16 protein-coding genes are annotated in these 12,468 nt (G+C 60.8%); 6 read left to right on the forward strand and 10 right to left on the reverse strand.

The genetic code is table 11. The annotated features are described in order from the left end of the window. Positions 1–16: 16 nt before the first annotated feature. The 6 genes from H7995_RS26375 to soxR all read right to left on the reverse strand — a co-directional run bounded on the left by H7995_RS26375 (position 17) and on the right by soxR (position 4,022). On the reverse strand, positions 17–592 hold the full coding sequence (locus H7995_RS26375) for a DUF6162 family protein (protein ID WP_185819167.1): 576 nt from the start codon (positions 590–592) through the stop codon (positions 17–19). Continuing rightward, positions 589–936 (reverse strand): hypothetical protein, encoded by a 348-nt coding sequence (locus H7995_RS26380; protein ID WP_166590214.1) that lies wholly within the window; start codon positions 934–936, stop codon positions 589–591. The genes H7995_RS26375 and H7995_RS26380 overlap by 4 nt, the downstream gene beginning before the upstream one ends. Further along, entirely contained in the window at positions 933–1,475 is a 543-nt protein-coding gene (locus H7995_RS26385) for a thiamine pyrophosphate-binding protein (RefSeq protein WP_166590215.1), read from the reverse strand. Before H7995_RS26385 ends, H7995_RS26380 begins: the two co-directional genes overlap by 4 nt. Then, positions 1,472–2,683 (reverse strand): PepSY-associated TM helix domain-containing protein, encoded by a 1,212-nt coding sequence (locus H7995_RS26390; protein ID WP_185819168.1) that lies wholly within the window; start codon positions 2,681–2,683, stop codon positions 1,472–1,474. Before H7995_RS26390 ends, H7995_RS26385 begins: the two co-directional genes overlap by 4 nt. A 292-nt stretch (positions 2,684–2,975) precedes the next feature. Further along, positions 2,976–3,434 (reverse strand): VOC family protein, encoded by a 459-nt coding sequence (locus H7995_RS26395; protein WP_185819169.1) that lies wholly within the window; start codon positions 3,432–3,434, stop codon positions 2,976–2,978. Positions 3,435–3,563: 129 nt separating this feature from the next. After that, complete coding sequence (gene soxR / locus H7995_RS26400) at positions 3,564–4,022, reverse strand: redox-sensitive transcriptional activator SoxR (protein WP_166590218.1); 459 nt, start codon at positions 4,020–4,022, stop codon at positions 3,564–3,566. Positions 4,023–4,114: 92 nt separating this feature from the next. On the opposite strand from soxR, the gene H7995_RS26405 reads away from it, so the two are divergent. The 5 genes from H7995_RS26405 (at position 4,115) to H7995_RS26425 (ending at position 8,831) form a co-directional block, all read left to right on the forward strand. Continuing rightward, on the forward strand, positions 4,115–4,480 hold the full coding sequence (locus H7995_RS26405) for an antibiotic biosynthesis monooxygenase (RefSeq protein WP_166590219.1): 366 nt from the start codon (positions 4,115–4,117) through the stop codon (positions 4,478–4,480). Between the two features lie 117 nt (positions 4,481–4,597). Further along, positions 4,598–4,867: a hypothetical protein gene (locus tag H7995_RS26410; RefSeq protein WP_166590220.1), complete on the forward strand. Its 270-nt coding sequence runs from the start codon at positions 4,598–4,600 to the stop codon at positions 4,865–4,867. A 96-nt stretch (positions 4,868–4,963) separates the two neighbouring features. Continuing rightward, positions 4,964–5,578 (forward strand): LysE family translocator, encoded by a 615-nt coding sequence (locus H7995_RS26415; RefSeq protein WP_166590221.1) that lies wholly within the window; start codon positions 4,964–4,966, stop codon positions 5,576–5,578. 216 nt (positions 5,579–5,794) lie between these two features. Further along, positions 5,795–6,964, forward strand: coding sequence for a cysteine desulfurase family protein (locus tag H7995_RS26420; RefSeq protein ID WP_185819170.1), 1,170 nt, complete (start codon positions 5,795–5,797; stop codon positions 6,962–6,964). Between the two features lie 58 nt (positions 6,965–7,022). Further along, positions 7,023–8,831, forward strand: coding sequence for an aminopeptidase P family protein (locus H7995_RS26425; RefSeq protein WP_182341515.1), 1,809 nt, complete (start codon positions 7,023–7,025; stop codon positions 8,829–8,831). Between the two features lie 57 nt (positions 8,832–8,888). On the opposite strand, the gene H7995_RS26430 is transcribed toward H7995_RS26425, so the two are convergent. Together H7995_RS26430 and H7995_RS26435 are read right to left on the reverse strand one after the other, a co-directional pair. Next, entirely contained in the window at positions 8,889–9,479 is a 591-nt protein-coding gene (locus H7995_RS26430) for a 2-hydroxychromene-2-carboxylate isomerase (protein WP_166590224.1), read from the reverse strand. A gap of 36 nt (positions 9,480–9,515) precedes the next feature. After that, positions 9,516–10,256 carry an SDR family oxidoreductase gene (locus H7995_RS26435; protein WP_166590225.1) on the reverse strand — a complete coding sequence of 247 codons (741 nt, stop codon included), beginning with the start codon at positions 10,254–10,256 and terminating at the stop codon, positions 9,516–9,518. Positions 10,257–10,347: 91 nt separating this feature from the next. Here H7995_RS26435 and H7995_RS26440 point away from each other — a divergent pair, with 91 nt between their 5' ends. Next, positions 10,348–10,908: a TetR/AcrR family transcriptional regulator gene (locus H7995_RS26440; protein WP_166590226.1), complete on the forward strand. Its 561-nt coding sequence runs from the start codon at positions 10,348–10,350 to the stop codon at positions 10,906–10,908. 19 nt (positions 10,909–10,927) lie between these two features. Here the strand turns inward: H7995_RS26440 and H7995_RS26445 are convergent, their stop codons facing one another. Both H7995_RS26445 and rhtA read right to left on the reverse strand, forming a co-directional pair. Then, on the reverse strand, positions 10,928–11,209 hold the full coding sequence (locus H7995_RS26445) for a hypothetical protein (protein ID WP_166590227.1): 282 nt from the start codon (positions 11,207–11,209) through the stop codon (positions 10,928–10,930). A 164-nt stretch (positions 11,210–11,373) separates the two neighbouring features. Continuing rightward, positions 11,374–12,261: a threonine/homoserine exporter RhtA gene (rhtA, locus tag H7995_RS26450; protein WP_185819171.1), complete on the reverse strand. Its 888-nt coding sequence runs from the start codon at positions 12,259–12,261 to the stop codon at positions 11,374–11,376. Positions 12,262–12,468 lie beyond the last annotated feature (207 nt).

A 12,468-nucleotide genomic window follows, 5' to 3' on the forward strand; every position in this document is an offset into this window, starting at 1 on the left:
GGGGTGAATACGCAAATCAGTGACGATGCTGGCGAGTGACGCCGGCGTCGAATTGGGCGACGACCTGTTGCCAGCCCGCGCTGATCAGCGCGGCATCGGCCAGATCGGCAGGGGCCTGGAGGCTTGCGCCGCGGTTGAGCCAGATGTCCGGCTCGGCGTTGCCCAGCGCGTTCAGGCGCATCAGGAAGGAGCCGGCGACACTCGGTGCCTGGCTCTGCCCGAAGTACGCGCCACTGCCCAGCAGCTGCCAGGCGTGGCCGCCGCGGCTGACGGAGCTGGCGTCCTGGGCGAAGGGGGCAAAACCTTCGTCGGCCAGGATTTGCGGGGTCGGCAGGGCTTGCTGCTCTTCACGCAGCAGGTGGATTTCGTCGAGGGTCACCCGCAGGTCGGCATAAATGCCTTGCTCCGAGGCGCCGAGATCGCGCCGCGCATCCAGTTGATGGGTTTGCACGCTGCTGACCACCTCCGGCTCGCCGCGCCAGAGCACCACGGAACCGGCAACCGCGAGGATCGCCAGGCACAGCAACAAGACATAGAGGGTTTCATGGCCGGCACCGGCCGGGCGCACGAGCTGTGTGGTGGGGGTACTCATGGGGCCTCGATATCCGCTTGGTCGATCTCGACCACGTGGCCAGGGCCTGCGTCGAACAAGACATAGAACTCGGATCCGGGCTTCTTGAAGGTCAGGGTCGAGTCGGCGCCGAGTTTGCCCGGTACCAGGATGGTTTCGTCATAGCCGATCACATCCAGGGTCACGCCAGGTGCGCCACTGCCATCGGAGAAACCACCGGTGCACTGGATCTGCTCGGCGTCGATGGCCTTGCATTCGCACATCGGGTTGTGGGCCAGGGCCTGTGCACTGAAGCCTGCACCGAGGGCCAACGCCAGCGCACTGCCAAGCAGGCGCAAAGGGGTCAAGTTGCGGGAAACGGTCATGGTTTGCCTCCTTGTTTGTTCAGCCAGGCGATAGTGGCCGGGGATGCTTGGGCAAGCGGCACGGCCGCCTGATGCATGCTGCCGTCCCAGCCTTCCATGGTGATCCAGATTTCGGCGTCGGTTTTGGTCTTCTCGGGGATCGGCAAGCTCGCGCCCATGCGATAGGGGGCACCGAAGAAAATCACCCCGGCGGCCCGCAGGCTGCGGGGTTTGCCGATGCGCAGGTAAGTCGCCTTGACCTGGCCGATGCAGGATTGGCACAGCGCCGCGTTGAAGTTCTTCATGTAGCCGGCGGGGCCTGACAGTTGCGGCTCCTGATTGCGCAACTCGGCCAGGCGCAGGCTCCAGGGGCCGACCTGGATGTCACCGATTTCTCGCTCGCCCAGGCCGCTGTCACCGCGAAACAGTGCGACGTCAGCGAAGTACTTGGGCATGAACCCCAGTGGGATCAGGAGCAGCAGAATGTTGATGTGAAACCGCCATTTGTGCCAGAACACACTCAGGCGCGAAGGGGGGACTGCGGTGGTGGCCTTGCTCACAGGTTAGTCTCCGGCGAGTTGTCGTTCATGGCTGCCGCCGGTTGTTCGACCTTGGCCGGGCGGGGCGTCTTGTTGCTGCGCTTGAGCGCGTTGGCGGTGGCCAGGGCGGTGCGTTTGGTCCAGATCAGCAGGCCGCTGAGCACCATCATGCTGAGGACCAGGCCGAAGAAGAACCAGATCAGTTTTATCCACAGGCCGCCGAAGTCGCCGGTGTGCAGCGGGCGCATGGACTCGGTGACGAACTCCAGGCCAGTGCGGTCCGACAGCAGCCGCGAGGCATCGATGTCGCCGTTGTAGGGGTTGATCGTGGCGGTCTGGAACATCAGCGGGTACCAGCCACGGCCACCAATGTTGAGGTGGCTGTAGGCATTGCTCGGCAGGCTGACGAAGCTCACTTCCAACCCGGGGATTTTCTCCTGGGCGATCAGGATGGCGTTGTCCAGGTCGATCATTTTCGGCGGAGAACCGTCGGCCGAGAGGGGTACGCTCTCGCGGGCGACCACCGGGATCACCGGCTCGCTGGAGATGGAAATCTGGTTGTCGAACAGTAGGGCTTCGATCAGGAACCAGATGCCGGTGATGGAAATCACCGCAATGAACCAGATCGACCAGATGCCGCTCAGGCGATGGAAGTCGCCCCAGAAGATCCGTGCTCCGTGATTGAACCGCAGGGTGGGCTTGAGGAAGCCCTTCCAGAATTTTTTGTACACCACCAGGCCGGTGATCAATGACACCAGCAACGGAATGCCGAGGAACGACACCAGGTACCAGCCCCAACTGAAGCCGTTGGTAAAGGGCACCAGCCACCAGCCATGCAGTGCACGGGTAAAGGCCTGGAAGTTGAAATCCGGGCTGATCCCTTGAATCACGCCACTGTAGGGGTTCACGTAGACCGCGACCGAGCGCCCGTCCGGGTAGCTCACCTGCGCCGTCAGGGCGAAGTGCGATTCATCCGGGCGGCTGATGGATTCGACGATGGTGAGAGGTTCGGCCTGCTTGATCGCGGCAATGACTTGGTCATAGCTCAACAGTTCGGCGTCGTCGGACGGTTGGCTGGCACGGATGTCCGGGTTGGCCAGCCAGACGATCTCCTGGCTGACGACTGCCAGGGTGCCGGTGACGCAGACGATCAGTACAAAGAACCAGATGGGCAGTGCTAGCCAGCTATGCACCAGAAACCACAGTTTGGAACGGGACTTCTTCGACATGAATGAGGGTCTTGATTCGATGAGAGGAGCGGTGTGGATGCACCGTGATTCCTGAAAAAGCCGGCCGTAGCTTTTGCCTACGCGACCTGCTGCATCTAATTAAGACGAATGAGAATCAAAAATCATGAAAGGCAATATGAAAGCAAATGTTTCAAAGGCGTATTTGTAGTCGCAGACGCCGCAATCGCTGGCCCAGGCTTGCCAGCGAAAACACCCTCCAGAGCCCCGACAATAGGCGCTTAGGCTGAAGATTGTGCTTCGCTGGTAAGCCCGTTCCTGCAGGGGCTGGGGATTATTGCTGGGTGAACATGTCCTCGGCGCGTTGTTCGATCTGCTCCTGGGTCAGGTCCTCTTTATGGGTGGCCAGAAACCATACATGGCCGTAGGGGTCTTTCAAGGTGCCCGAGCGGTCACCGTAGAACTGGTCCTTGACCTCGGACACCACGATGCCACCGGCCTTGATTGCCTGGGCGTAGCGTTGATCCACATCCTCGACGTACAGATGCAGGCCGACGGAGGGCGAGGTGTCCGGGTTGCTCAAGGGCCCTTGGTCGCACGGTGTGCCCAGCATGATCGGGCAGTCGCCGATACGCAGTTCGGCATGGCCGATGCTGCCGTCGGGCATCGACAGGCGCATGACTTCAGTGGCGCCGAAGGCTTTTTTGTAGAACTCGATGGCTTCGCCAGCTTTGTGGATTCCCAGGTAGGGCGTGATGCTGTGATAACCCTCCGGGATGGGTTTAACGCTCATGGCGGTTCTCCAGGGTGCGTAGGGGGATGGGGCGCGGTATCTCGCCGATTTCCGGTCGGATAACTATAGGCCCGTCCTCGCGTCGCCACGGATTGGCCGACGGGTTGCAGCTTGGCCATCTGCGGGCTATCAGCCACCTGGCGCCAGCAGTTGGGCGCCGCTGCCTTGCTCACCCAGCACGTCCCCGTAGTTGCGCAGTGGGCAGGCTTCCATCGACAAACAGCCGCAACCGATACAGCCATTGAGTTTGTCGCGCAGCAGGCTCAATTGGCGGATCCGTTCATCGAGGTCGTTGCTCCATTTTTCCGACAGCAGTTTCCAGTCTGCCGCGGTGGGCGCGCGATGGTCAGGCAGGGACTTGAGGGCCGCGCCGATTTCCGCCAGGGGAATGCCCAGGCGCTGGGCTACCTTGATCAGCGCCACCCGGCGCAGCACCTCCCGAGGGTAACGACGCTGGTTGCCCGGGTTGCGACTGCTGTGGATCAGCCCCTTGGATTCATAAAAGTGCAGGGCGGTAACCGCCACGCCACTGCGCTGCGCCAGTTGCCCGACACTCAACTCTTTGTGCAGGTTGTCCTTGCTGATCATTTCAATTGCCACTTGACCTTGACTTAACTAGAGGTTTTATCCTGCCAACCTTCAATTCGCAAGATGCGACTTACGCGCCAGGGGGAATCCTCATGCAGTCGATAGAGAACAATCGCAGTTTTACCCAACTGATCGAATTCGAGATCGAGCCCCATCAACAACAAGGCCTGGTGTCGGCGTTATCCGCCCAGACCGAGCGCCTGGCCCAGCACCACAGCGGCTTTCTCAGCGCCAGTGTGCAGGCCAGCGACGACGGGCGGCGGGTACTCAATTACCTGCAGTGGCAATCCCGCGAGGCAGGCGAGGCGGCGTTTCGCAGTTTTGAAAGCGGTGAGCAGGATTTCTGGCAGTTGATCCGCACCCATCAGGCCAAGGGTGTGACCTTTGGCTCCTTCCAGGTTCTGCGCAGCATCGAGCGCAGCCCGGACAATGCCTCGCAATGCAGCCTGGTGGGCTAGCACGCGGTACTGCGCAAAAAACTCGATAAGGACTATCGAGCGCGATGATTTTTCTCGAGAAAGGCTGGGGCGTAGCCTGTGTCCATTGCTTCAGGACAGCTCTCAGGAATCGCCCCCATGACTCATTTGCCAAGCGCCACATTGTTGTTGATCGCCTCGCTGCTTGCCGGCTGCGCCACTCACCCGTCCCCGGAACTGCGGCCGTATTCGGCCGAGGAAAGCCGCGAGCTGGCATTGGAAGCGCTGAGTCGTCGAGGTTTGTCGTTTGATGAGTACCAGGCGAAAAAGGCCCAGTTGCTGCCTCAGCCAAGCAGAGCCGGCGGATTTGACCCGCAGGCTGAGATGAACGCCGAGCGCTCACCACAACTGCACGGGCGGGCGAGTTGAGCGACTGTACCGCTCTAAGTTTTTGCCAACTGTGCGTGCTCGCCGCGCGGGTGCTGCGATAGGGTCGAGTCCTGACTGACCTGATGGAATCGCACCATGACCCTCTCCCTGGATGTACTGCTCGGCTTTGCCCTGTTCGCGCTGGTGACCTCGATCACGCCGGGTCCGAACAACACCATGTTGCTGGCCTCGGGCGTCAATTTCGGTTTTAACCGAACCATCCCGCACATGCTGGGGATCACCTGCGGTTTTTTTGTCCTGGTGCTGGCCGTGGGGTTTGGCCTGGGAGCGGTATTTCAAACCTATCCGCTGCTTTATAACGTGCTGCGTTTTGTCGGCGCGGCCTACTTGCTGTACCTGGCGTGGAAGATTGCCCACTCAGGGCCGGTCTCGGACAGCGAAGAGGGGCGCGGCCAGCCCATCAGCTACCTGGGCGCGGCGGCGTTCCAGTGGGTCAATCCCAAGGCCTGGATCATGGCAATTGGTGCCATCAGTACCTATACACCGCTGCAGGGCTACTTCACCAATGTGGTCGTGATCGCGGCGGTGTTTGCCCTGATCAATCTGCCCAGCGTCGGTGTCTGGGTGGTCTGTGGCTCGCTGCTGCGCAATGTATTGCGGGACCGGCGCTGGCTGCGGCTGTTCAATTGGGGCATGGCATTGCTGCTGGTGGCATCGCTGTACCCCATGTTGCAGCAGAGCTTTGGCTGACTGGTGCTTCAACCCGGTAGCAGATGCCTGTTAAGCTCAACTTCAGGAGCGTTCCTACGCACTTTTAAATGAAGTTGTCTTTCTTTAACTGCATCCGATCAGGTATTGCTGGACGCCTGCCGTAACGCGTCCCTCAAGCGCGCCCCTCAAACGGGCACCGCGCAGTGACAGCATCCGCTGCACCTGATCCCGGAACCTGCTCTGCGAGCCTTTTTTATGAATACACGTCCTTTATATTTTGATTACGCCGCCACCACCCCGGTGGATGAGCGGGTCATCCAGGTGATGGTCGATTGTCTGGGTTTCAACGGCAACTTCGGCAACCCCGCCTCCAGTTCCCATGTCTTTGGCCAGCAGGCCCGCTGTTCGGTCGAGCTGGCGCGCCAGCAGGTCGCCGGTCTGGTGGGGGCGCAGGCGTCCCAGATCGTCTGGACCTCCGGTGCCACTGAATCCAATAACCTGGCCCTCAAGGGGGTAGCCCAGGCTCGTCAACAGCCGGGCGGGCATATCATCACCAGCCAGATCGAACACAAGGCGATTCTCGATACGGCCAGGCAATTGCAGGATGCCGGGATCGATGTCACTTATCTGCTGCCCGACGCCGATGGGCTGATCACTGCGCAAGCGGTCAGCGAGGCACTGCGCGAGGACACCTTCCTGGTGTCGCTGATGCTGGTCAACAATGAGTTGGGCACCGTCAACGACATCCCGGCCATCGGCCAGCGCGTGCGTGAACACGGGGCCTTGTTCCACGTCGATGCCGCCCAGGGTGCGGGCAAGGTGACGATTGACCTGGCGCACTGGCCGGTCGACCTGATGTCGTTTTCCGCCCATAAAGTCTACGGTCCCAAGGGCATCGGTGCGCTCTACGTCGGCCCGCGGGCCGAGCAGCGCCTGCAGGCGCAGATCCACGGTGGCGGACACGAAGGTGGCTTGCGCTCGGGCACCCTGGCGACTCATCAGATCGCGGGCATGGGCGCTGCCTTTGCATTGGCGGCCGAACACTTTGCCGAGGAGGCCGGCATCATTTCGCGGCTGCGCGAGCGTTTGCTGGAGCAACTCGGCGCCATCGCCGGCCTGCGGCTCAATGGCAGCCCGAGCCAGCGTATTCCCCACACCCTGAGCCTGACTTTCAGCGAAGGCGAGTTCAATGCCCAGGCGTTGAGCGCTTCGATAGCGTTCTCGGCGACCTCGGCCTGCAATTCCGCCAGTAACGCCCCCTCCCATGTGCTCCTGGCCCTGGGCCACGATGCGCGGGCGGCGGGACGCACTATTCGCTTGAGCCTTGGGCGTTTCACCCGTGATCAGGATATCGATCAGGCCGCCCAGTTGATCAAGGCGGCAATCGCCAGTGCACCGGCGTTCTGGGTTACCGCCCAACCCTGATGCGCCGACCATAAGTCAGCGCCCTATAACAATATTGAAGTGGTTAGCAGGAGACATGATGAGTACGCAGCCTTTGATCCAGGGAACGGTTCCCCAGCGCCTGGCGCGCACCCGCGAACTTATGAGCCGGGAGGGCATTCACGCGTTGCTGGTGCCGTCGGCCGATCCCCATCTATCGGAGTACCTGCCAGGTTACTGGCAAGGACGACAGTGGCTGTCGGGCTTTCATGGATCGGTCGGGACCCTGATCGTCACTCAGGACTTTGCCGGCATCTGGGCCGACAGCCGTTACTGGGAACAGGCGAGCAAGGAGCTCATGGGCAGCGGTATCGAACTGGTGAAACTGCAACCGGGCCAGCCCGGACCTCTGGAGTGGCTGGCTGAACAAACCCCGGAAGGTGGCGTGGTAGCGGTGGATGGCGCGGTTATGGCCGTGGCTTCGGCGCGGACTTTGGGCAGCAAGCTACAAGAGCGTGGGGCAAGCCTGCGCACCGACATCGACCTGTTGAGCGAAGTCTGGAACGATCGCCCGAGCCTGCCGGATCAACCGATTTATCAGCACTTGCCACCCCAGGCTACCGTCAGCCGTGGCGACAAGCTCGCTACGTTGCGCGAAACCCTGCATGCCCGCGGTGTCGATTGGCACTTCATCGCCACCCTCGACGACATTGCCTGGCTGTTCAACCTGCGTGGCGCCGATGTGTCGTTCAACCCGGTGTTCGTGTCCTTTGCGCTGATCAGCCAGCAGCAGGCAACCTTGTTTGTGGCCTTGAGCAAAGTCGATGCGCCACTGCGGGCGATCCTCGAGCAGGACGGCGTGACCCTGCGTGACTACAGTGAAGTGGCCGCGGCCCTGGCAGCTATTCCGAGTGGCAGCAGCCTGCAGGTCGACCCGGCTCGGGTCACGGCCGGCCTGCTGGGCAACCTGAGCAGTGGTGTGAAGCTGGTGGAGGGCCTGAACCCGACCACCCTGGCCAAGTCGCAGAAAAGCTTGGCCGACGCCGAGCACATTCGCCAGGCCATGGAGCAGGACGGCGCAGCCCTCTGCGAGTTTTTCAGCTGGCTCGACAGCGCGCTGGGGCGTGAGTGTATTACCGAACTGACGATTGACGAACACCTGACCGCGGCCCGGGCCCGGCGCCCGGGTTATGTCTCGTTGAGCTTCAACACCATTGCCGCCTACAACGCCAACGGTGCCATGCCGCACTATCACGCAACTGAAGAAGCGCACGCGGTGATTGAAGGCGATGGCCTCCTGCTGATCGATTCCGGTGGCCAGTACCTGGGTGGCACCACCGACATTACCCGGATGGTCCCCGTCGGCACGCCGACTGCCGAGCAGAAACGCGATTGCACCCGTGTCCTCAAGGGCGTGATCGCCTTGTCCCGAGCGCAGTTTCCGCGGGGCATTCTCTCGCCGCTGCTCGACGCCATTGCGCGGGCGCCGATCTGGGCCGAAAGCGTGGATTACGGCCACGGCACCGGGCATGGCGTCGGTTACTTCCTCAACGTGCACGAAGGTCCGCAGGTGATTGCCTACCAGGCGGCAGCCGCGCCACAGACCGCGATGCAGCCGGGGATGATCACCTCCATCGAGCCGGGTACCTACCGGCCGGGGCGCTGGGGGGTACGTATCGAAAACCTGGTGTTGAACCGCGAGGCGGGCAGCAGCGAATTTGGTCAGTTCCTCAAGTTCGAAACCCTGACCCTGTGTCCGATCGATACTCGCTGCCTGGAAACTTCCTTGCTGACCGAGGATGAGCGCGAGTGGTTCAACGGTTATCACGCGCAAGTGCGCAAGCGCCTGAGCCCGTTGCTCGAAGGGGCAGCGCTGGAATGGTTGCACACGCGCACTGCCGCCATTTGACTGCTGAGTGCGCCGTCAGCCCTTGCGGCTGCGGCGCACGGCCCGCAGGGTGTAGCGTCAGCTCAACGCCTCGCGGACAAAGTCCAGGCGATCCTGACCGAAGAACAACTGGTCACCGACAAACAGGCTCGGTGCGCCAAACACCCCCCGCGCAATCGCTTGCTCGGTCTTGTCCTTGAGCGCGGCCTTGACCTCCTCGTCGGCGGCCAAGGCCAGCACCGCCTGTGGGTCGAAGCCGTGCTCGCTGAGGACTGCGGCAACGGTCGCCGGGTCGTTGAGGTTGCGCCCCTCAACCCAGAGCGCCCGAAACAGGCAGTCGATAAAGGCGATGAAACGCTCCGGATGGCGCATCTGCATGCCGGTGACGGCGCGCATCAGCAATAAGGTGTTGATCGGGAAATGCGGGTTGAGCGCAAAGGCGACGCCGTAGCGTCTGGCGTAGCGTTGCAGGTCCTGGAACATGTAACGTCCCTTGGCTGCAATGGTCGCGGGTGATGCGTTGCCAGTGGCCTTGAATACTCCACCGAGCAGCATCGGTTGGTAAATCAGTTGGCTGGCGGTCTGTTCGCAGATGCCCGGCAGTTGGGTGTAGGCCAGGTAAGTGGCCGGGCTGCCCAGGTCAAAGAAAAACTCCACGCACTTGCTCATGTTCGATGCACTCTGATTGTTGTTGGGAGGCAGTGCTTACCAGCGTTCGCTCCATGGCCTTAGGTCCAGTTCAAAGGTCCAGGCATCGCACGGCTGGTTGTGCAGGAACCAATAGTTCTCGGCTATGTGCGCAGGGTCGAGAATTCCATCTTCGGCCTTGAGTGCGTATTTTTCCGGGAAGTTATCGCGAATGAAGTCGGTATCGATGGCGCCATCGACCACCACGTGCGCGACGTGGATGTTCAGCGGTCCGAGTTCCCGGGCCATGCTTTGTGCCAGGGCACGAATGCCATGCTTGGCTCCGGCGAATGCAGCAAAACCTGCGGCGCCGCGCAGGCCGGCGGTGGCCCCGGTAAACAGAATCGTGCCGCGTTGGCGGGTGACCATGCGCTTGGCCACTTCGCGGGCATTGAGAAAACCCGAGAAGCAGGCCATCTCCCAGATCTTGAAGTATTTGCGCGCGGTTTCTTCGAGGATGCTGCAGGGGACATTGGCGCCGATGTTGAAGACCAGCACTTCAATGGGACCGATTTGACTCTCGATCTGCTCGACCAGCGCAATGACTTCTTCTTCCTTGCGCGCATCACAGGCAAAACCGTGGGCTTGGCCACCGTTGGCATTGATGGCGTCGACCAGCGGCTGCAATTTATCGGCGCTGCGCCGGGTGACGCAGGCGACAAATCCTTCCTCGGCAAAACGTTTGGCAATGGCCCCGCCAGTGGAGTCGCCAGCACCGACAACCAGCACGACTTTGTTGTTATGGGTTGCTGTGGTCATAGTCATCGCTCTTTGGTAAACGGTCGTTAGCTAAACGAACGTTATGCTACGATCGACACGACGTCAAGACGATGCAATTTTTGGAGCCGCGATGCGTTACTCAGCCAGTCACAAGCTGGAAACCAGGCAGAAACTGTTGGAAAGCAGCTCGGTGTCCGCCAAGCAGGAGGGGTTCGCCACCGTGGGGGTGGATGGCCTGATGAAAGCCATCGGGCTCACTGGCGGTGCGTTCTACAGTCACTTCTCGTCCAAAGACGAACTCTTTGCCTCAATCGTCGAGCGTGAATTACGCCAAAGTCTTGAGCGCTTGAGTGGCGACGGTGAATTGAGTCGCGTCAGGCTGGAGCGTTGCCTCAAGCATTACTTGAGCATGGCCCATGTCGAACAACCAGGCACCGGGTGCGCACTGCCCGCATTAGGCGCCGAAATTGCCCGTGCCGACAGCGCGGTGCGTCAGCAGGCCGAACACTGGATTTGCCGGTTGCATGAGAGTTGGGCGGGCATTCTGCAGAGTGACAGCTTGGCGTGGGCGATCCTGTCGCAATGTGTCGGGGCATTGGTGGTGGCGCGGATGCTGGTCAGCCCCCAGATCCAGAGCAGCGTGTTGTCATCGAGCTACGAAGAGGTCGCGCGCCAGATAGACGCTCACTGAGCTGCGAGCGCCGATGCTTTTACTTGCAGATGATAATCATGCTGCGGCTGGTATAGCCGGCAGGGTTGAGGCCGAAGGGATAGTCCCCCGAGTCTTCAACGCTGTCCCCGGATTTGGCGATGACCTTGTAGCCCTTGGGACCACACGCCTTGGCGGCGGTCGCCGTGCATTGGTCCCACGATGAGGATAGGCCGGAGCAACTGATATGCAGACCTTTCTTCCCGCGCTTGACTTCGGTTTTAGAGGTTGCGGCGCATCCTGCGATGGCAAGTACTGCTATAAATACCAAAAATCGTTTCATTCCTTTCCCTATTGCGGTCTCGGGTCTGGCAACCGAGCCTGACAGCCTACGCTTTTGCTTCACGGGGTGTAAGTTCCCTATCCGAACGCTCCATGTCAAATGCCGGATAGCAACTAAACATGGCCTAATTGACAGAGAAATACCAGACCTTTTAAGAATGTTTCTCAGTCATTCGCCACCATAGGTTTGACTTCACGGCCCATGGTCAAGGTAGCGCCCACCGAAGCCAGGATGATGCAGCTGATGGCCATCCACTGGGCCAGGGACAGGTACTCATTAAGGAACAGCAGGCCGGACATCGCTGCAATGGCGGGCTCGACGCTCATCAGGGTGCCGAAGGTGCGCGCTGGCATCCGGGTCAGGGCGATCATTTCCAGGGTGTAGGGCAGGGCGGTGGACAATACCGCGACCCCCAGCGCGACCGGGATCAGCGACGGCGTCAACAAGGTCGCGCCGGCGTGGGCAACGCCGAAAGGCGTAACGAAGACTGCAGCGATCATCACGCCCAGGGCGGCCGTCTGCACACCATTGTCGGCGCCGGCTTTCTGCCCGAAGAGAATATACAGCGCCCAGCAGACGCCCGCGGCCAGTGCATAACCGGCACCCATGAGATCAATGCTGGCGCTGCCTGCATCGGTGGGGATCAGCAGCAGCAAACCAACGATAGCCAGGCCAATCCACAGGAAGTCGATGGCCTTGCGTGACGCGTAGATTGCCACGGCCAGTGGGCCGGTGAACTCCAGTGCCACGGCAATGCCCAGTGGAACGGTTTGCAGCGACATATAGAAGAGCAGATTCATACCGCCCAACGCCACGCCGTAGACCGCTACCGTCTGCAGCGAGCGGGCGGTCAGCTTGGCCTTCCAGGGACGCAGCAGGAGGATCATGATCACGCTGGCGAAAATCAGGCGCAGCGTCGTGGTGCCTTGAGCGCCGACCACTGGGAACATGCTCTTGGCCAGGGAGGCGCCGGACTGAATCGACGCCATGGCTATTAATAGCAGGCCGACCGGAAACAGGGTCGAGGTCAGGCTGCGGGATTGCTCATTCATTGAGGGGCGTCTTCCAGGGTAAAAGGCAGGTATGTGTTACATCATGCGCAACTAAGTTGAGTTGAGCAATATACTGCGCACTCTTTATCTCGGTTGCAGGTTTACCTTCGGATCTCGGCGACTTTCCAGCTTTTGATAGAAAAACCAAATTAGCAGTTGACGGCAGATTCTATATGTCTATAATTCGCCCCACTTCCGGCGCAGTCT

It is taken from the genome of Pseudomonas kielensis, assembly GCF_014236655.1.
GTDB classification, from domain to species: domain Bacteria; phylum Pseudomonadota; class Gammaproteobacteria; order Pseudomonadales; family Pseudomonadaceae; genus Aquipseudomonas; species Aquipseudomonas kielensis.

Bases quoted from the DNA above. Each gene is read 5' to 3' on its own strand.
- H7995_RS26375 (WP_185819167.1), bottom strand. From the start codon at position 592: ATGAGTACCCCCACCACACAGCTCGTGCGCCCGGCCGGTGCCGGCCAT.
- H7995_RS26380 (WP_166590214.1), bottom strand. From the start codon at position 936: ATGACCGTTTCCCGCAACTTGACCCCTTTGCGCCTGCTTGGCAGTGCG.
- H7995_RS26390 (WP_185819168.1), bottom strand. From the start codon at position 2,683: ATGTCGAAGAAGTCCCGTTCCAAACTGTGGTTTCTGGTGCATAGCTGG.
- H7995_RS26395 (WP_185819169.1), bottom strand. From the start codon at position 3,434: ATGAGCGTTAAACCCATCCCGGAGGGTTATCACAGCATCACGCCCTAC.
- soxR (WP_166590218.1), bottom strand. From the start codon at position 4,022: ATGATCAGCAAGGACAACCTGCACAAAGAGTTGAGTGTCGGGCAACTG.
- H7995_RS26405 (WP_166590219.1), top strand. From the start codon at position 4,115: ATGCAGTCGATAGAGAACAATCGCAGTTTTACCCAACTGATCGAATTC.
- H7995_RS26410 (WP_166590220.1), top strand. From the start codon at position 4,598: ATGACTCATTTGCCAAGCGCCACATTGTTGTTGATCGCCTCGCTGCTT.
- H7995_RS26415 (WP_166590221.1), top strand. From the start codon at position 4,964: ATGACCCTCTCCCTGGATGTACTGCTCGGCTTTGCCCTGTTCGCGCTG.
- H7995_RS26420 (WP_185819170.1), top strand. From the start codon at position 5,795: ATGAATACACGTCCTTTATATTTTGATTACGCCGCCACCACCCCGGTG.
- H7995_RS26425 (WP_182341515.1), top strand. From the start codon at position 7,023: ATGAGTACGCAGCCTTTGATCCAGGGAACGGTTCCCCAGCGCCTGGCG.
- H7995_RS26430 (WP_166590224.1), bottom strand. From the start codon at position 9,479: ATGAGCAAGTGCGTGGAGTTTTTCTTTGACCTGGGCAGCCCGGCCACT.
- H7995_RS26435 (WP_166590225.1), bottom strand. From the start codon at position 10,256: ATGACCACAGCAACCCATAACAACAAAGTCGTGCTGGTTGTCGGTGCT.
- H7995_RS26440 (WP_166590226.1), top strand. From the start codon at position 10,348: ATGCGTTACTCAGCCAGTCACAAGCTGGAAACCAGGCAGAAACTGTTG.
- H7995_RS26445 (WP_166590227.1), bottom strand. From the start codon at position 11,209: ATGAAACGATTTTTGGTATTTATAGCAGTACTTGCCATCGCAGGATGC.
- rhtA (WP_185819171.1), bottom strand. From the start codon at position 12,261: ATGAATGAGCAATCCCGCAGCCTGACCTCGACCCTGTTTCCGGTCGGC.